Consider the following 18,583-nt stretch of genomic DNA (forward strand, 5'->3'; position numbering starts at 1 on the left):
TACTTTTTCATCAGACAATCTGTGTGGACACTACGCGGGAATGTATCTTGAGGTAAGGAGGTGATCCAACCGCAGGTTCCCCTACGGTTACCTTGTTACGACTTCACCCCAGTCATGAATCACAAAGTGGTAAGCGCCCTCCCGAAGGTTAAGCTACCTACTTCTTTTGCAACCCACTCCCATGGTGTGACGGGCGGTGTGTACAAGGCCCGGGAACGTATTCACCGTAGCATTCTGATCTACGATTACTAGCGATTCCGACTTCACGGAGTCGAGTTGCAGACTCCGATCCGGACTACGACGCACTTTATGAGGTCCGCTTGCTCTCGCGAGTTCGCTTCTCTTTGTATGCGCCATTGTAGCACGTGTGTAGCCCTGGCCGTAAGGGCCATGATGACTTGACGTCATCCCCACCTTCCTCCGGTTTATCACCGGCAGTCTCCTTTGAGTTCCCGACCGAATCGCTGGCAACAAAGGATAAGGGTTGCGCTCGTTGCGGGACTTAACCCAACATTTCACAACACGAGCTGACGACAGCCATGCAGCACCTGTCTCACGGTTCCCGAAGGCACTAAGGCATCTCTGCCGAATTCCGTGGATGTCAAGGCCAGGTAAGGTTCTTCGCGTTGCATCGAATTAAACCACATGCTCCACCGCTTGTGCGGGCCCCCGTCAATTCATTTGAGTTTTAACCTTGCGGCCGTACTCCCCAGGCGGTCGACTTAACGCGTTAGCTCCGGAAGCCACGCCTCAAGGGCACAACCTCCAAGTCGACATCGTTTACAGCGTGGACTACCAGGGTATCTAATCCTGTTTGCTCCCCACGCTTTCGCACCTGAGCGTCAGTCTTTGTCCAGGGGGCCGCCTTCGCCACCGGTATTCCTCCAGATCTCTACGCATTTCACCGCTACACCTGGAATTCTACCCCCCTCTACAAGACTCTAGCCTGCCAGTTTCAAATGCAGTTCCCAGGTTAAGCCCGGGGATTTCACATCTGACTTGACAGACCGCCTGCGTGCGCTTTACGCCCAGTAATTCCGATTAACGCTTGCACCCTCCGTATTACCGCGGCTGCTGGCACGGAGTTAGCCGGTGCTTCTTCTGCGGGTAACGTCAATCGACGAGGTTATTAACCTCATCGCCTTCCTCCCCGCTGAAAGTACTTTACAACCCGAAGGCCTTCTTCATACACGCGGCATGGCTGCATCAGGCTTGCGCCCATTGTGCAATATTCCCCACTGCTGCCTCCCGTAGGAGTCTGGACCGTGTCTCAGTTCCAGTGTGGCTGGTCATCCTCTCAGACCAGCTAGGGATCGTCGCCTAGGTGAGCCATTACCCCACCTACTAGCTAATCCCATCTGGGCACATCCGATAGCGTGAGGCCCGAAGGTCCCCCACTTTGCTCTTACGAGGTTATGCGGTATTAGCTACCGTTTCCAGTAGTTATCCCCCTCTATCGGGCAGTTTCCCAGACATTACTCACCCGTCCGCCACTCGTCACCCAAGAGCAAGCTCTCTGTGCTACCGTTCGACTTGCATGTGTTAGGCCTGCCGCCAGCGTTCAATCTGAGCCATGATCAAACTCTTCAATTAAAAGTTCGATTTGCTGCAACAAGTGCAGCGATGCTCATCTGTAAAACGTCATAATGAATTTCATTATGTGTTCACTCGTGAGACTTGATATTTTTTGACACCCGAAGGTGTCTGATATCAATCCTGCGAGTGCCCACACAGATTGTCTGATAAATTGTTAAAGAGCGGTGCAATCAGTGCCGAAGCTTCCTGTTGCGAGGTGGCGTATATTACGCTTTCCTCCTTCGGAGTCAACTTCTTTTTTAGAAGTTTTTTCCGGCGGTTCAGAGTACTTCCTGAACCTCTCAACACGCTGGCCTGTAAGCCGTTGTTCCGTGTCGATGGAGGCGCATTATAGGGAGTTCTCGACGGGTGACAAGGGCTAATTTGCGATATTTTATCTGTTTGCTGCAATCCCCAGCAAAAGCCCGCCTTATACGCATTTGTGCACAAACTTATCCACAGCTGCCGCAAAACGGCAATTTTGACGAGCATCGCGCAAACGTTTTCGCTACAATGCCCGCGCGTAATGGAAGCCCCCTCCAGGGGCGTTACCTGAAGTTTTCTGTTCCTCTATATAGAAGAGAGCACAGCAGACTTCATATAACGCTCTTATCTATGCGATCCAATGCCAAGGGAAAAACCTAATGCAACAACGTCGTCCTGTACGCCGCGCGCTGCTCAGCGTGTCTGACAAAGCCGGTATCCTCGAATTCGCTCAGGCGCTTTCTCAACGTGGCGTCGAGCTGCTCTCCACCGGCGGTACTGCCCGCCTGTTGGCTGACGCTGGCCTGCCCGTGACTGAAGTCTCTGACTATACCGGTTTCCCGGAAATGATGGATGGACGCGTTAAAACGCTGCACCCGAAAGTGCATGGTGGCATTTTAGGACGCCGCGGTCAGGACGATGCCATCATGGCCGAGCACAGCATCTCTCCGATTGATATGGTGGTCGTTAACCTGTATCCGTTTGCCCAGACAGTGGCCCGTGAAGGCTGCTCGCTGGAAGACGCCGTCGAGAACATCGACATCGGCGGCCCGACCATGGTGCGCTCCGCCGCCAAGAACCATAAAGATGTAGCGATCGTGGTCAAGAGCAGTGACTACCCGGCCATCGTGGCGGAGCTGGATGCGAACGATAACTCGCTGACCCTGGCGACCCGTTTCGACCTGGCGATTAAAGCCTTTGAACACACTGCGGCCTATGACAGCATGATTGCCAACTACTTTGGCAGCCTGGTCCCGGCCTATCACGGTGAGACCACCGAACCGTCCGGTCGCTTCCCGCGCACCCTTAACCTGAACTTTATTAAGAAGCAGGATATGCGTTACGGCGAAAACAGCCATCAGGATGCTGCCTTCTATATAGAAGAGAACGTTAGCGAAGCTTCGGTGGCCACCGCGCAGCAGGTTCAGGGTAAAGCGCTCTCATACAACAACATCGCCGATACCGATGCCGCACTGGAGTGCGTGAAAGAGTTCGAGCAGCCGGCCTGTGTGATCGTCAAGCACGCTAACCCGTGCGGCGTTGCGGTTGGCGGTTCCATTCTTGACGCTTACGAGCGCGCCTGGCAGACCGACCCAACCTCGGCCTTCGGTGGCATTATCGCCTTCAACCGTGAACTGGACGAAGCGACCGCCCAGGCGATCGTCAGCCGTCAGTTCGTTGAAGTGATCATCGCCCCGTCAGCCAGCGAAGCCGCGTTGAAAGTCACCGCCACCAAGCAGAACGTTCGCGTGCTGACCTGTGGCCAGTGGCAGGAACGCCAGACCGGTCTCGACTTTAAGCGCGTTAATGGCGGCCTGCTGGTGCAGGATCGCGATCTGGGCATGGTCGGCGAAAGCCAGCTGCGCGTGGTCAGCAAACGCCAGCCGTCGGAGCAGGAACTGCGTGATGCGTTGTTCTGCTGGAAAGTGGCGAAGTTCGTCAAGTCTAATGCTATCGTTTATGCGCGTGACAATATGACCATCGGCATTGGTGCCGGCCAGATGAGCCGCGTCTATTCCGCAAAAATCGCCGGTATAAAGGCTGCCGATGAAGGCCTGGAAGTAAAAGGTTCTGCCATGGCGTCGGATGCCTTCTTCCCGTTCCGTGATGGCATTGATGCCGCCGCTGCGGTCGGCATTACCTGTGTTATTCAACCGGGTGGCTCTATTCGTGATGACGAAGTGATCGCCGCCGCGGATGAACACGGCATTGCGATGATCTTCACCGACATGCGCCATTTCCGCCATTAATTACGGAGTCTCAGATGAAAATTTTAGTTATTGGTAATGGCGGCCGTGAACATGCGCTGGCCTGGAAAGCCTCTCAGTCACCGCTGGCAGACGCCGTCTTCGTGGCACCGGGCAATGCCGGTACCGCGCTGGAACCTGCGCTACAGAACGTGGCCATCAGCGCGACGGATATTGCCGGCCTGCTGAGCTTTGCACAAAGCGAGAAGATTGATCTGACCATCGTCGGCCCGGAAGCGCCGCTGGTGATCGGCGTGGTGGACGCCTTCCGCGCCGCCGGTCTGAAAATCTTTGGCCCGACCCAGGCAGCGGCACAGCTGGAGGGCTCGAAGGCCTTTACCAAAGATTTCCTCGCGCGCCATCAGATCCCTACCGGCGGCTATCAGAACTTCACAGAAGTGGAGCCGGCGCTGGCTTACGTACGTGAGCAAGGCGCACCGATCGTTATCAAGGCCGATGGCCTGGCCGCAGGTAAAGGCGTGATTGTGGCGCTGACCCTGCAGGAAGCGGAAGACGCGATCCAGGACATGCTGGCGGGCAACGCCTTTGGCGACGCCGGCCACCGCATTGTGGTGGAAGAGTTCCTTGATGGTGAGGAAGCCAGCTTTATTGTCATGGTCGACGGTGAAAACGTGCTGCCGATGGCGACCAGCCAGGATCACAAACGCGTGGGCGACGGTGATACCGGCCCGAACACCGGCGGTATGGGCGCTTACTCGCCGGCACCGGTAGTGACCGATGAAGTCCACCAGCGTGTGATGGACGAAGTGATCTGGCCAACCGTGCGCGGCATGGCCAGCGAAGGCAACGTCTACACCGGCTTCCTGTACGCTGGCCTGATGATCGACAAAAGTGGCCAGCCAAAGGTGATTGAATTTAACTGCCGCTTTGGCGACCCGGAAACACAGCCAATCATGCTGCGCCTGCAGTCCGACCTGGTCGAACTCTGTCTGGCCGCCGTGGACGGTAAGCTGAACGAGAAAGATTCGGTCTGGGATCCGCGCCCTTCGCTGGGCGTCGTACTGGCCGCCGGTGGTTACCCTGGCGATTACGTCAACGGGGAAGCAATCCACGGCCTGCCGCAGACCGACGCCGCCGACGGTAAGGTGTTCCACGCCGGCACCACGCTGGAGGATGGCGTCGTGGTCACCAGCGGCGGACGCGTGCTGTGCGTCACCGCGCTGGGTGATGATGTGGCCGCCGCGCAAAAACGCGCGTACGAGCTGGCAAAGCCGATCGGCTGGAATGGCAGCTTCTGCCGTAGCGATATCGGCTACCGGGCGATCGACCGCAAGTAAGCCCGACGGGGCGTTGCCCTGAACGGACGTTACACCTGCGGGCTGGACATCATGTCTGGCCCGTTTTTTTTGGGCATTGATGCAGACGTCAGGGTCCAGGCCTCAGGCGTACAGCACCGCTGCGACGTCAGGGTTCAGGCTTACAGCACGGCTGCGGGACGCCCTATGGCGTTCTGTTCCTCTGCTGTCCTGACGTTCAGAAGTCAGCTTCTTTCGGTGCGGTCAGGCACAGGTCGTCGGCGGTCACCAGCAACAGCTGCGTACCGCCTGGCGCTTCCAGCCAGGCCACGTTCAGTGCTCCCCGGGCCAGCCGCTGCTGGCGCAGGATCTGCTGCTGCTCACCCGCATCAAATTCCGCCTGACGCCGCTGGCCGTCGCAGCCGGTGACGCTGCCGTCTGCCTGCCAGCGCCCCTGCTGCAACAGCACGCGCCCGCTCAGCAGGTCGTCGCTGATCTTCAGCATCCGCTGCGCGTCAAACTGATACAGCGCTACCGCATCGGCAGAGAGCGGCTCCCGGCGGCCTGCCAGCTGGCGCTGCATAAAGCTCAGGCTGCCATCATGGTCAAACCGCAGCGTCACGTCATCCGACTGGGCCCCCAGCAGATGCCGCTCAATTGAGACCAGCTTGCCCTTTTGCCACAGGTAGTCACGGGTTTCGCCCGCACCGCTGCTGAAGGGCGTCACCGCCACCCGCATGTGGGTGGTCTGGGAATCGCTGTTTTTACGCCAGATACGTACGGCGCCGCGATCGGCCAGATAGCCGCTGGCGGTAAAATCAGGCAGGGAAGAGTGCAAGCTACAGCCTGCCAGCACGGCCAGCATCAGCGAAGGAAAAAGTCGTTTTAGCAAGGTCAGCGTCATATGAAAGCGTTTCGCACCATCATCTTCTCACCGCAGCAGAAGCACCCGAGTTCGGGCGGGGGACAAATTACAGATAAACAAAAGGGGCGATAGCGCCCCCCTGTTAAAACCTTTCACCGTAAAGCGATTACTTAACAGCGTCTTTCAGTGCCTTACCAGAAACGAATGCTGGTACATTGGCAGCAGCAATTTTGATCTCGTTGCCAGTCTGCGGGTTGCGGCCAGTACGCTCAGCACGGTGGTTAACTTTAAAGGTACCAAAACCAACCAGTTGTACAGCATCACCTTCTTTCAGAGACTCGGTAATTGCAGCCAGAGTCGATTCCAGTGCAGCTTTAGCCTGGGTCTTTGACAGGTCCGCTTTGTCCGCAATTACATCAATCAGTTGAGTCTTGTTCATAAGTTATCCTTACAGTGTATTTATCGCTTGCTAAGCATCAAGTGCGAGGGAAAAACCAGTGTCTGGCACTCTCCTGCATTCACGCACCGATAGCCACATTTTTCAGCCCCCCAAATGTAGACCAGACAGGGGGCGGATGTGAAGACCAAAGGCGCTACAATTCAGGCCTGAAGTCACGTTTTGCTGTCTTAATGCTGATAATTTATACCGATGTTACTGATCCCGGATTCGCGAAGGTCAGAACGTAGCCCCTTAATCAAATCAAGGTCCCGCTCCTCGCAGGCCGCCAGCAGGCGAAATATCTCCCACTGGATGTCCCACTCCTCTTCTACCGCCGGGTTTAGCTTCAGCTCTTCTTCGGTCATTTCCCGCTCAGCCTGGGTCATTTCCAGCATCGCAACGGTGGTAATCGAGGTCTCGCTAACGGCAATCGCATGCGCCAGCGTTTCACCGCTCAGACGCGAGTGCAGCAGTTCGCTCAGGGCGACGCAGGCATCAATCGCCGGATAGACGCCGTACATATCATAGTCGTCCGCGGAAGGGATCGCCTCTTCCAGTTTTTCCAGCTGGGAGTCGAAATTCACTTTAGCGTCTTTTACCACCAGCGTTTCCCACAGCAGATCGAGAATTCGGCGATAGAGCTGGCCGTCGCCAAAGCCGGACTGCTGACAGAACTCACGGTAGTTCGGTGCCATGCGTTCGCACAGGCAGGCCATAAAAGTAACGTGCTGCCAGCTTTCCAGCTTTTCCAGCCGCAGATGAATCGGGTTACGTAACATATCGGGATCTCAGTATTAACGCGCTGCGGGCAGTGTACCTGAAAAGCCGCCGTGCAGCACGGTTAACCCCGGTCGATGGCGCTAAAAGCGGCGCGTCGCGAGGCAATAGCGTCTGCCCAGCGGGTCGGTTCCGGTAAACGGTAGCCACGCAGGCAGTTTTGTACCCAGGTCAGCGCCGTGTCGTTGCTGATGCGATGCCCGCCGGAGACAAACAGCGGGTTACAGCGCAGCTTGCTGCGCAGCACCCAGCCAATCGACTCTCCCTTATCGGTCAGCGGCTGACAGCTGCCGGGTTCAGCCGCCGGCGGCTCAAATTTACCGCACAGTCGCTTTTTTGCTACCCCCAGCGTCGGCACGTCCACCAGCAGGCCAAAGTGGCTGGCCACGCCCAGCCGACGCGGGTGCGCCATCCCGTGACCGTCGACCATCAGCAGATCGGGATAATGCGTCAGTTGCTGCCACGCGGCCAGCAGCGCAGGCGTTTCGCGAAAGGAGAGGTAGCCGGGGATATAGGGCATGGTGGTGGCAATGCGCGCCACCTGGTAGTCAATCACCCGCAGCGAGGGGTACTCAAGAATCGCCAGGGCGGCACGGGTGACCTCACCGCCCTGTTCAAAGCCGACGTCCGCGCCGCCAATCAGGCGCGGGGGAAACACGTCAAAGTCATCGTGGTGCACCGCTTCTGCTGCCCGTTGCAACTGCTCGGTGCGTAATGCGGTGATATCCATAATTACTCCTGGTGGTAAGGGCGTGACAGGCGGTGTACCGCCTCAACAAACGCGCCGGCATGTTCCGGCGGCACGTCCTGATGGATACCGTGCCCCAGGTTGAAGACGTGGCCGTTACCCTGGCCAAAGCCGTTGAGAATGCCCGCCACTTCCTGCTCGATGCGTGCAGGCGGCGCGTAGAGGATCGACGGATCCATGTTGCCCTGCAGCGCGACTTTATCGCCGACCCGGCGGCGCGCGTCGGCGATATCGGTGGTCCAGTCCAGCCCCAGCGCGTCACAGCCGGTGGCAGCCATCTGTTCAAGCCACTGCCCGCCGCCTTTGGTGAACAGGGTAACCGGCACCCGGCGGCCTTCATTTTCATGCAGCAGGCCGTCGATAATTTTATGCATGTAATGGAGCGAGAACTCCAGATAGTCGCGCCCGGTCAGCACGCCACCCCAGGTATCGAAGATCATCACCGACTGTGCGCCGGCACGGATCTGCGCATTCAGGTAAAGCGTCACGCTGTCCGCCAGCTTGTCCAGCATCAGGTGCAGGGTGTGCGGCTCGGCGTACATCATCTTTTTCAGCTTAGTGAACACCTTGCTGCTGCCGCCTTCCACCATATAGGTGGCCAGCGTCCACGGGCTGCCGGAAAAACCGATCAGCGGCACTTCCCCGTTGAGGTTTTTACGGATGGTACGCACCGCGTTCATCACGTAGCCCAGCTCACCTTCCGGATCGGGGATCGGCAGCTTGTCGACGTCGGCGCGGCAGGTAATCGGTGAAGAGAAGCGCGGACCTTCCCCCGCTTCGAAGTAAAGCCCAAGCCCCATCGCATCCGGGATGGTCAGAATGTCGGAGAACAGGATCGCGGCATCCAGTGGATAACGGCGCAGCGGTTGCAGCGTCACTTCGCAGGCCAGCTCGGCGTTTTTGCACAGTGACATAAAGTCACCGGCCACGGCACGAGTGGCTTTGTACTCCGGCAAATAACGCCCTGCCTGGCGCATCATCCATACCGGGGTCACATCAACAGGCTGGCGCAGCAAGGCGCGCAGATAACGATCGTTCTTCAGTTCACTCATCTTCAGGCTCTCTCATTTTCAGAGGAATAGTGTATCACGTCATTCCACACCCGCGCGGCACAGCGCCACGGTATCTTCAATCAGCCGGCGGGCAATGGTGCCCGCCGGTGGCAGCAGCGGCAGTGCATCATAGCGATACCAGCCGGCATCCAGCAGCTCCTTCGGGTCGATCTGAATCTCACCGCTGTCATAGTCGGCCATAAACGCCATCATCAGCGACTGCGGGAACGGCCACGGCTGCGAGGCGACATAGCGCACATTTTTCACCCGGAGGCCACTCTCTTCCATAACCTCCCTTGCCACCGTCTGTTCCAGCGTTTCACCCACCTCGGTAAAACCGGCCAGCACCGTGTAAATGCCGTTGCGGTGGCGGGTGTGCTGCGCCAGCAGGATCTCCTCACCGCGGCGGATCGCCACGATCATGCACGGCGCTATCTGCGGATAATACCGCTGGCGGCAGTGATGGCACAGGCAGGCCCATTCGGTCCTGCTGTGGTGCATTTCATGCCCGCAGTAGCCGCACCAGCGATGCGAGCGGTAGAATTCGGCCAGCTGTACGCCACGCCCGACCAGCTGAAACAGCCCGGGCTCCTGATCCAGCAGCTGGCGCAGCGATCCGCACTCCTTGGGGCGGCTTTCGCGGATCAGCCAGACCGGTTCGCCCTGCCATTCGCCCAGCAAGGATCCGCGGGATCCCTCCAGACCCAGTGCTCCGGCCTGGCCGTAAGGTAATTCGCCTTTTGGTAACCAAATTTTGTTTTCGGTGCTGACAACCCACCAGCCAGCGTCTACGCTTGTTAGTTGACGTTCCATAAAATGCTCATTTTCCTCAGCTCATCAAAGCGGATTGAGGTCAGATGTTCAAAATAACACGACGGAGTTGAACATGCTTAACCAGTTAGACGTCCTTACCGCACGCGTTGGCGGTTGCAGCGAACTGGTCGACCTCTGCCTGCATTCACGTAAGCAGTTACTGGTTACCTATTACCAAATGGCCGGTCTGAAGCCGAACAAGGATTCCCTGACCGCACTCGATGAAAACGCGCTGGATAACTTCTGCCACAGCCTGGTGGACTATCTGTCAACCGGCCATTTCACCCTGTACGAGCGTTTTATTAAAGAGCTGGAAGGCAGCGAACAGCTGGCACAGGCGGCAGTGATCTACCCGTCGTTGCAGGCGAATACCGACCGCATTATGCAGATTTATGACTCGCATCTGGAAACGGCGATCGATGATGATAACTGCCTTGAGTTCCAGCAGGCGCTCTCAGGCGTCGGCGAAGCGCTGGAATCCCGCTTCTCGCTGGAAGATAAATTCATCCAGTTAGCGATGGAAAATCACGTGCAAAAACAGATCGCTGCCAACGAACCGACCCTCGCCCGCCCTGCCTGAAATCGTTAGAGATTGGTGAAAGCCTTGTGATTTGTGATCGGCCCCTTTATGCTTCAGGGGCTTTGAGCAGGCGCATTTTGCCCAAAGCCGGTACGCTCTGTTGAGCCATGTACCAGCGTCTTCTTGTCGGAGTGCCCCTCGGGGCTGAGACCGTTAATTCGGGATCCGCGGAACCTGATCAGGTTAATACCTGCGAAGGGAACAAGAGTAAAACAGCTGTAACGGTATCAGGCCGTACGCGTTGATATCGTGCAAATTACTCCCGCCTCCAGGCAAGCATATTTCCCTTTAATCAGGAATTTGCTATGTCTACCGTTGAAAAAAAGTCATCACGCCGTGAGCAGCGCGCCGAAGCGCAGCAGTTTATTGATTCCCTGCAGGGCACCGCCTTTCCGAATTCCAAACGCATCTACCTGACTGGCTCCCGGCCGGATATCCGCGTGCCCATGCGCGAAATCCAGCTCAGCCCGACCGTCACAGGCGGCAGTAAAGACAATCCCACGCTGGAGCAGAATGAGCCGGTGCCGGTCTACGATACCGCCGGCCCGTATGGCGATCCGGCAGCGGCGATTGACGTGCATCGCGGCCTGCCTAAGCTGCGCAGCGGGTGGATTGCCGCGCGCAGTGACAGTGAAGAGATCGACGAACTGAGCTCCACCTACACCCAGCAGCGGCTGGCGGATGACGGGCTGGATCATCTGCGCTTTGAAAAGCGGCCGCGCCCACGTCGCGCGCAGGCCGGGCGCTGCGTCACCCAGATGCACTATGCGCGGCTCGGGGTGATCACCCCGGAGATGGAGTTTATCGCCGTGCGCGAGAATATGGGCCGCGAGCGTATCCGCAGCGAGGTGCTGTTGCAGCAGCACCCGGGTAACAGCTTTGGTGCCAGCCTGCCGGAGAACATTACCGCCGAATTTGTGCGCCAGGAGGTGGCCGCCGGGCGGGCGATTATCCCGTCGAACATCAACCACCCTGAGTCTGAGCCGATGATTATCGGCCGCAACTTCCTGGTGAAGGTCAACGCCAATATCGGCAATTCGGCGGTCAGCTCCTCGATCGAAGAGGAGGTGGAGAAGCTGGTGTGGTCGGCACGCTGGGGGGCGGATACGGTAATGGACCTCTCTACCGGACGCTATATTCACGAAACGCGTGAGTGGATCCTGCGTAATAGTCCGGTGCCGATCGGTACCGTACCGATCTATCAGGCGCTGGAGAAGGTCAACGGCGTTGCTGAGGACCTCACCTGGGAAATTTTCCGCGACACGCTGCTGGAGCAGGCGGAACAGGGGGTGGACTACTTTACTATCCACGCCGGCGTGCTGCTGCGCTACGTGCCGATGACCGCGAAGCGCCTGACCGGCATCGTCTCACGCGGCGGATCGATCATGGCTAAGTGGTGCCTGTCGCATCACCAGGAGAGTTTCCTCTATCGCCACTTCCGCGAAATTTGCGAAATCTGTGCCGCCTATGACGTGGCGCTGTCGCTGGGTGACGGCCTGCGCCCCGGCTCAATTCAGGATGCTAACGACGAAGCGCAGTTTGCCGAGCTGCGCACCCTGGGCGAGCTGACCAAAATCGCCTGGGAGTATGACGTACAGGTGATGATTGAAGGCCCCGGTCATGTACCGATGCAGCGCATTCGGGTCAATATGACCGAACAGCTGGAACACTGCCATGAAGCGCCGTTCTACACCCTTGGCCCGCTAACCACCGATATTGCGCCGGGCTACGATCACTTCACCTCCGGTATCGGCGCGGCGATGATCGGCTGGTTCGGCTGTGCCATGCTGTGCTACGTGACGCCGAAAGAGCACCTCGGCCTGCCGAACAAGGAGGACGTTAAGCAGGGCCTGATTACCTACAAAATTGCCGCCCACGCCGCCGACCTGGCGAAGGGGCATCCGGGCGCGCAGATCCGCGATAACGCCATGTCGAAGGCGCGCTTCGAATTCCGCTGGGAGGATCAGTTTAACCTGGCGCTGGATCCGCATACTGCGCGCGCCTATCACGATGAAACGCTGCCGCAGGAGTCCGGCAAGGTGGCCCACTTCTGCTCGATGTGCGGGCCTAAGTTCTGTTCGATGAAGATCACCCAGGAAGTGCGCGAGTACGCTGCCCGCCAGGCAGCCGAAGCACAGCCAGTTGAAATAGGCATGCTGCAGATGTCTGAAGAGTTCCGTAACCGGGGCGGTGAACTGTATCATCGCGCCGACACGCTAAAAACCGAGGAAAATGTATGAGTCGTGGTGCCTTCCCCGCCACCGAAGCCCGGCTTGGGCTCTATCCGGTAGTGGAAACCGTAGAATGGATCGACCGCCTGCTGGCGTGCGGCGTGCGCACAATCCAGCTGCGTATTAAAGACCGTCAGGAGGATGAGGTAGAACAGCAGATTGCCGACGCCATTGCGCTGGGCAAACGCTACAACGCACGGCTGTTTATCAACGACTACTGGCGGCTGGCGATTAAGCATCAGGCCTATGGCGTGCATCTGGGCCAGGAGGATTTGAACGTCGCCAACCTTGACGCCATTCATGCCGCCGGCCTGCGCCTGGGGCTTTCCACCCACGACGACGCCGAGCTGGATCGCGCGCTGGCGGAGCAGCCCTCCTATATTGCGCTGGGGCACGTGTTCCCGACCCGGACCAAGGAGATGCCGTCGGCACCGCAGGGGCTGGAGGAGCTGAGCCGCCACGTTAAACGCCTGCAGGGGATCTCCACCGTGGCGATTGGCGGTATCAGCCTGCAACGCGCACCGGCGGTACTGGCAACCGGCGTCGGCAGCATTGCGGTGGTCAGCGCGATTACCCAGGCCGACGACTGGCAGGCGGCGACCCGCCAGCTGCTGGCGCTGGCGGAGCCGGGCCAGATGAGGTAGCGAGCGGCCGGTCGCCAGGGGGGACGTACACCTTACGATCGGGCAGCAGATCCGTGCTGTTAACGTTGGCGGAACCTATCCCGACAACGTAGTGAGCGGCCGGATGCCAGAGGAATACCTATTTCAGTTCAGGCAGCAGACCCGCGCTGCTGCCTTCCTTCCTCACGGCAACACCCTCTTCGACTCCGGCTTCTCAGCTACCAGGCCTGCAACACCGGTCACGGCACTCTTTTTTGTGTAGTCGTGCACAAAAAAATGACACCGCAGGCAACGTCATCAATAGCGCTGAATACGCATTCCATAACGCCGCACCCGCGCTTTTCCCGCAGCCCACAGCGGGTAGAGTAGAACCGTGGTCAGCCCGGCGGCTGGCTGCCGGGGCCGGTTATCCTTTCCCACCGGCCCCGCCTTCCTCCACCAGCGCCAGCGCGTCCGTAGCTTCGGCTTCGGTCGGCATCTCCGGCATGCAGGCCGCCATCGCCCGCGTCAGCGCCGCACCAATAATGGCCAGTGCCAGATCGGTTTTATCGGTAAACGGATGCCCGTAGCTCAGGCGCAGGCAGTTACGGTATTTGCCGGAGGCCGAGAACAGCGAGCCCACCGCCACCTGTATTTTCGTTTCACGCAGGTCCTGATTCAGCCGGTGCACGTCAAACGGTTCGGGCAGTTCGACCCACAGCAGGAAGCTGCCCTGCGGGCGGGTGACGCAGATGCCGCAGGGAAAGTGATGGCGCAGCCGCCGCGTGAAGATCTCGAGGTTGCGCTGGTAGAGCATGCGCATTCGCCGCAGGTGCGGCAGGTAGTATCCCTGACGAATGAAGTTGGCCACCGCCTGCTGCGCCTGAATCGCGCTGGAGCCGGTGCCGATATACTTCAGGTGCAGCACGCGATCGAAATAGCGCCCCGGCGCGATCCAGCCCACGCGCAGCCCCGGCGCCAGCGTTTTGGAGAAGGAGCTGCACAGCATCACCCGGCCGTCCAGATCCAGCGATTTAACGGTCGCCGGCCGCGGATAGTCAAACGCCAGCTCGCCGTACACGTCATCCTCAATGATCGCCGCATCAAAACGTTGCGCCAGGGCGATCAGCGCCCGCTTGCGCGCTTCCGGCATAATGAAACCCAGCGGATTATTGCAGTTAGGCACCACCACCACGCCTTTGATCGGCCACTGCTCAAACGCCAGTTCCAGCGCTTCGAGGCTGATGCCGGAAACCGAATCGGTCGGAATTTCAATGGCGCGGATGCCGTAACCGTTGAGGGTCTGCATGGTGCCGTGGAAGGTCGGGGACTCCACCGCAATAATGTCGCCGGGCTGGCAGACGGCGCGAATGGCAATCGACAGCGCCTCGTGGCAGCCGGTGGTCACCACAATGTCATCCGCCGTCAGCTGGCAGCCGCTGTCGATCTGCAGGCGGGCAATCTGTTCACGCAGTTCGACCACACCGTACAGATTGTCATAGGCGAGCATCCGCGGATCCATCTGCTGACCGAGGCGGTTGATAATTTTCCACAGCGGCTTCAGCGTTGGCTGGCTGACGTCGGGCATGCCGCTGCCAAGCTGAAAGACGTCGTTATCCAGACGCGCGTTGACCAGCTCCAGCACGCGGTCCCACTGGGTAACCTCCACCGGGCGCTGCACCGGGCGAGTCATCGGCGGGATCGGCGGCACCGCCTTGCGCGGCGTGACAAAGTAGCCGGAGCGCGGCTGCGGGGTGATCAGCTGCTTCTCTTCCAGCAGGTAGTACGCCTGCTGAACGGTGCTGATGCTGACGCCGTGTTCGGCGCTGAGCGTGCGTACCGAAGGCAGGCGCTCTCCGCCCTGATACAACCCCTGCTCAATGCGTTGCGCCAGCAGGTCGGCCAGATGTTGATAACGCGTCATTGTATCCTCTCATTTCCACACATCGACTGAAAACCAGTACAGATGCCGGTGAAAAATACCATTCAGACACACTATCCCCCGTTCTGTATGGCAATAAAAGAGAATTTTTGCATCTGTATCGACTGGGCGGCTAACGGCATAATTTCTCTCAGACGCCATCAGGGGAGAGCAGCATGGAATTTTACGAGAACAGAGCAGCCCGGCCATTCAGCTGGGCCACCGTCCGCACCATTTTTATCCTGCCTTACCGCCGCTGGCAGGCCGCGCGCCTGCGGGCAGCCACCCGCAGGATCCTGGCCGGGCTCAGCCAGGAGCAGCTGAAAGATATCGGCATGACCAGTATGGACGTGCAGCGGTTCAAATGATGTGATGTGGCCTGGTGCGCGGTTTGCACCCCGGGGCAGCAGAGGGTGCTCTGCTGCCCCCTTTTTATTGCCGGTGCAGTTTCCCGGCGGCCTGGCGTGAAGGCTGACGGCAACGCGGCCGTTGTACGCCGAGCCACCGTTAGCCTTACCGATCAGTTCGGTGACCGTGCGGCAAACTGCGCCTGATGCAGGCGGGCATAGTGCCCCTGTTTTGCCAGCAGCTGTCGATGATCGCCCTGCTCCACGATGCCGTTATCATCCACCACGATAATGCGGTCTGCATTCTGAATGGTGCTGAGGCGGTGGGCGATCACCAGCGAGGTGCGGCCTGCGGACAGTTCACTCAGCGACTGCTGAATGGCCTGTTCAGTAGCGGTATCCAGCGCCGAGGTTGCTTCATCAAGGATCAGGATTGGCGGGTTTTTCAGGAAGATCCGCGCGATCGACAGACGCTGCTTCTGGCCGCCCGACAGTTTGACGCCGCGCTCGCCGACCACCGTGTCCATGCCCTGCGGCAGGCTGGCAATCAGCTCGTCCAGATGGGCCTGACGTGCGGCATGCCAGATCGCCTCTTCGCTGGCGTCCAGCCGGCCGTAGGCGATATTCTCACGGATGGTGCCGCCAAACAGGAATACGTCCTGCTGCACGATGCCGATCTGACCGCGCAGCGACCGTTGCGTGACGTCGCGGATATCGACGCCATCAATGCGAATGACGCCGCTCTGTACATCATAAAAACGCGGTAGCAGCGAGCAGAGCGTGGTTTTTCCCGCGCCGCTCGGGCCGACAAAGGCGATGGTTTCACCGGCGCGAATGGTCAGGTCGATCTGACTGAGCACTGGCCGATCGGCCTGATAACCGAAGGTCACCTTGTCGAAGGTAATATCCCCGCGCACCGCGTCCAGCGTCACCGCATCGGGTTTGTCGGTAATATCCGGCAGCGTATCAATCAGCTGGGTGAAACGTTTAAAGCCGGCGATGCCTTTCGGATAGCTCTCCAGCACCGCCGAGATTTTCTGCACCGGACGGAAGAATACCTCCACCAGCAGCAGAAAACCGACAAATCCACCGTAGCTCAGCTGGCCCGCCAGCACGTACCAGGTACCCGCTACCATCACGATCAGCTGCACCAGCCGGGTGCTCAGGTAGCTGAGGGTCATACTGGTGGTCATAATGCGGTAAGCGCGCAGCTTGGTGGTGCGGTAGCTGGCGTTGTCATCGGCGAACAGCGCTTCCTCCTTCTGCTCGTTGGCAAAGGCCTTCACCACGCGGATACCGCCAATGCTCTCTTCAATACGCGTATTAAAGTTACCCACCTGGCTGAACAGCTTGCGCCAGGTCTCCGCCATCTGTGAACCGTGACGGCTGACCAGCCACGACATGCCGGGCACGATCACCAGGGTGATCAGCGCCAGCGGCAGATGCACGCTGGCCATCAGAATAAAGGCACCGATAAAGGTCATGATTGCCAGGAACAGATCTTCCGGCCCGTGGTGGGCAATTTCTCCCACCTCCTCCAGATCCTTCGTCACGTGGGTGATAATATGGCCGGTTTTCGTGTTGTCGTAGTAGCGCAGCGACAATTTTTGCAGATGGGAAAACGCCTGCTGGCGCATATCGGTCTCAATGCCGACGCCCAGCGCGTGTCCCCAGTAGTTAACGATCGCCATCAGGCCGGTATTGATCAGATAGATCGCCAGCAGCGCCAGGGCGGCGATCACGATCAGCGGCCAGTCCTGCGCGGGCAGCAGCTTATCAATAAAGGTGCGCACCGCCATCGGGAACGCCAGCTCCAGCAGGCCGGCCAGCACGGCACAGCCGAAATCGATCATAAACAGTTTCTTGTACGGCGCGTAATAGCTAAAAAAACGACGAAGCATAGTATCCTCATTGCAGTAACCGGGCGGCAACGGGCCGCCGGTCAGTTGGCTTTACGGCGTCTGAGACCCTGTTCAGCAGGAATGTTCACAGCCCTGCTGAACGCGGGTTCTGCAGCGGCCCCTGGTAACGGCGGGCTAGCGGGGGGATGCTTCGCTCACCCACAACGACGGCCAGTCACCCGGCTCACCGCCGTTACAGGACGGCTGGTTGTTATAGCTGGCCAGATGAAAATCCTTACCGTCATACTTCCAGCTGCCGTTATGGCCGCAGTCGGCAATGCCGCGCCCGCGTCCTGAAAAGTACAGTTCACCGGCGGCAGGATCGTAGCCGCCCTCGGTAAACCAGCTCAGACGTTCCGGCTGGCCCGATTCGCCCGCTACCGGCAGCGGGAGCGTCAGTTGCGTTGAGCGGGTGGCATCAGCACGGTCACTGATAAAAAGCATGCTGGAGGACTGATAGGCACCCAGCCCGCAGTTGATCATCACCAGCGCCTGCTGCGCGTTCAGCGGCTGCGCCTCACTGCGTTCGCGACTTTCCGCGTCCGGCTCACAGCCCTCTTTCTGCAGCAGCGGCAGGTTGGCTTTGATCGCACCGTCAATCAGCGCCTGCGCGTTGGTCAGCGCCACCACCTTCGGCGGCGTAAAGCTGAACGCCGGCGGCCGTGGCCGGGCCGGTACCTGGTCTGGTTCGTTATTGCCAACCTTCAGCAGCGCGGTCTGATTATTCAGCCGCCCCTGACGCTCATCCACCAGCAGCAGCGCTGCGTTCAGGCCGCTGAGCGAGGCCGCATCGCCGTTCGGTGCCAGCGCCAGCTTCAGGGCATTCTTACTTGCCTGCACCCACCGCTGCACGGTCGCCAGGCTGTCCGTGCTGGCCACGTTAAAGTCATCCTCAGCGGCCTTTGAGAAGCTCAGCTCGCTGTTCCAGCGCTGCCCGTCCAGCCAGACCCCCTGCGGGTCGTCATTGCCAAACCCCTGAAAACGCAGCGACACCGCGCCCTGCGGCCCGGCCTGACGTGCGATAATAATCCGCAGCCCTTCATCCAGATTACGCACGTCGCAGTCGTTAACATTGTTGCAGGTGACCTGCCACTGTTTAAACACCTTCTGCAGCGGTACCTGGCTGTTCTCTGCCGCCAGCAGCGGCGCAGTCATCGCCAGGCCCAGCGCGGCCAATAATAACTTTATTTTTTTCATTGTGTTATCCCGAATTACTTTTCCATAAGCAAAAAAAAACCGCTCCGG

15 protein-coding genes, 1 rRNA gene and 1 riboswitch are annotated in these 18,583 nt (G+C 59.0%); of the genes, 6 read left to right on the forward strand and 10 right to left on the reverse strand.

Annotated elements, in window-relative coordinates; all coding sequences use genetic code 11:
• Window positions 1-53: 53 nt before the first annotated feature.
• A 16S ribosomal RNA gene (locus GKQ23_RS22165) occupies window positions 54-1,593 on the reverse strand.
• A 626-nt stretch (window positions 1,594-2,219) separates the two neighbouring features.
• Between GKQ23_RS22165 and purH the strand changes: the two genes are divergently transcribed.
• Window positions 2,220-3,809, forward strand: coding sequence for a bifunctional phosphoribosylaminoimidazolecarboxamide formyltransferase/IMP cyclohydrolase (purH, locus tag GKQ23_RS22170; protein WP_212409453.1), 1,590 nt, complete (start codon window positions 2,220-2,222; stop codon window positions 3,807-3,809).
• Between the two features lie 14 nt (window positions 3,810-3,823).
• Entirely contained in the window at window positions 3,824-5,104 is a 1,281-nt protein-coding gene (gene purD / locus GKQ23_RS22175) for a phosphoribosylamine--glycine ligase (RefSeq protein WP_056234923.1), read from the forward strand.
• A gap of 196 nt (window positions 5,105-5,300) precedes the next feature.
• On the opposite strand, the gene GKQ23_RS22180 is transcribed toward purD, so the two are convergent.
• The 6 genes from GKQ23_RS22180 to nudC form a co-directional block, all read right to left on the reverse strand.
• On the reverse strand, window positions 5,301-5,966 hold the full coding sequence (locus GKQ23_RS22180) for a DUF1481 domain-containing protein (protein ID WP_212409454.1): 666 nt from the start codon (window positions 5,964-5,966) through the stop codon (window positions 5,301-5,303).
• A 127-nt stretch (window positions 5,967-6,093) separates the two neighbouring features.
• On the reverse strand, window positions 6,094-6,366 hold the full coding sequence (gene hupA / locus GKQ23_RS22185; RefSeq protein ID WP_017803060.1) for a nucleoid-associated protein HU-alpha: 273 nt from the start codon (window positions 6,364-6,366) through the stop codon (window positions 6,094-6,096).
• Between the two features lie 188 nt (window positions 6,367-6,554).
• Entirely contained in the window at window positions 6,555-7,145 is a 591-nt protein-coding gene (locus tag GKQ23_RS22190) for a YjaG family protein (RefSeq protein WP_056234919.1), read from the reverse strand.
• Between the two features lie 62 nt (window positions 7,146-7,207).
• On the reverse strand, window positions 7,208-7,873 hold the full coding sequence (gene nfi / locus GKQ23_RS22195) for a deoxyribonuclease V (RefSeq protein ID WP_056234917.1): 666 nt from the start codon (window positions 7,871-7,873) through the stop codon (window positions 7,208-7,210).
• Between the two features lie 2 nt (window positions 7,874-7,875).
• Window positions 7,876-8,943 (reverse strand): uroporphyrinogen decarboxylase, encoded by a 1,068-nt coding sequence (hemE, locus tag GKQ23_RS22200; protein ID WP_212409455.1) that lies wholly within the window; start codon window positions 8,941-8,943, stop codon window positions 7,876-7,878.
• Between the two features lie 39 nt (window positions 8,944-8,982).
• Window positions 8,983-9,756, reverse strand: coding sequence for an NAD(+) diphosphatase (gene nudC / locus GKQ23_RS22205; RefSeq protein ID WP_056234912.1), 774 nt, complete (start codon window positions 9,754-9,756; stop codon window positions 8,983-8,985).
• 73 nt (window positions 9,757-9,829) lie between these two features.
• Between nudC and GKQ23_RS22210 the strand changes: the two genes are divergently transcribed.
• From GKQ23_RS22210 to thiE, 3 genes are all read left to right on the forward strand, one after another.
• Window positions 9,830-10,336: an Rsd/AlgQ family anti-sigma factor gene (locus GKQ23_RS22210; RefSeq protein ID WP_056234910.1), complete on the forward strand. Its 507-nt coding sequence runs from the start codon at window positions 9,830-9,832 to the stop codon at window positions 10,334-10,336.
• Between the two features lie 117 nt (window positions 10,337-10,453).
• Window positions 10,454-10,554: riboswitch (TPP riboswitch) on the forward strand.
• An 87-nt stretch (window positions 10,555-10,641) separates the two neighbouring features.
• Window positions 10,642-12,576: a phosphomethylpyrimidine synthase ThiC gene (gene thiC, locus GKQ23_RS22215; RefSeq protein ID WP_249168452.1), complete on the forward strand. Its 1,935-nt coding sequence runs from the start codon at window positions 10,642-10,644 to the stop codon at window positions 12,574-12,576.
• On the forward strand, window positions 12,573-13,211 hold the full coding sequence (gene thiE / locus GKQ23_RS22220; RefSeq protein WP_212409456.1) for a thiamine phosphate synthase: 639 nt from the start codon (window positions 12,573-12,575) through the stop codon (window positions 13,209-13,211). The genes thiC and thiE overlap by 4 nt, the downstream gene beginning before the upstream one ends.
• A 385-nt stretch (window positions 13,212-13,596) precedes the next feature.
• Here the strand turns inward: thiE and GKQ23_RS22225 are convergent, their stop codons facing one another.
• Complete coding sequence (locus GKQ23_RS22225; protein ID WP_212409457.1) at window positions 13,597-15,093, reverse strand: PLP-dependent aminotransferase family protein; 1,497 nt, start codon at window positions 15,091-15,093, stop codon at window positions 13,597-13,599.
• 173 nt (window positions 15,094-15,266) lie between these two features.
• On the opposite strand from GKQ23_RS22225, the gene GKQ23_RS22230 reads away from it, so the two are divergent.
• Window positions 15,267-15,458 carry a DUF1127 domain-containing protein gene (locus GKQ23_RS22230; RefSeq protein WP_056234899.1) on the forward strand — a complete coding sequence of 64 codons (192 nt, stop codon included), beginning with the start codon at window positions 15,267-15,269 and terminating at the stop codon, window positions 15,456-15,458.
• Window positions 15,459-15,610: 152 nt separating this feature from the next.
• On the opposite strand, the gene GKQ23_RS22235 is transcribed toward GKQ23_RS22230, so the two are convergent.
• Together GKQ23_RS22235 and GKQ23_RS22240 are read right to left on the reverse strand one after the other, a co-directional pair.
• Window positions 15,611-17,338: an ABC transporter ATP-binding protein gene (locus GKQ23_RS22235; protein WP_056234896.1), complete on the reverse strand. Its 1,728-nt coding sequence runs from the start codon at window positions 17,336-17,338 to the stop codon at window positions 15,611-15,613.
• A gap of 135 nt (window positions 17,339-17,473) precedes the next feature.
• Window positions 17,474-18,535: a DUF1176 domain-containing protein gene (locus tag GKQ23_RS22240; RefSeq protein ID WP_212409458.1), complete on the reverse strand. Its 1,062-nt coding sequence runs from the start codon at window positions 18,533-18,535 to the stop codon at window positions 17,474-17,476.
• Window positions 18,536-18,583 lie beyond the last annotated feature (48 nt).

This window comes from Erwinia sp. E602 (assembly GCF_018141005.1).
Lineage (GTDB): Bacteria > Pseudomonadota > Gammaproteobacteria > Enterobacterales > Enterobacteriaceae > Erwinia.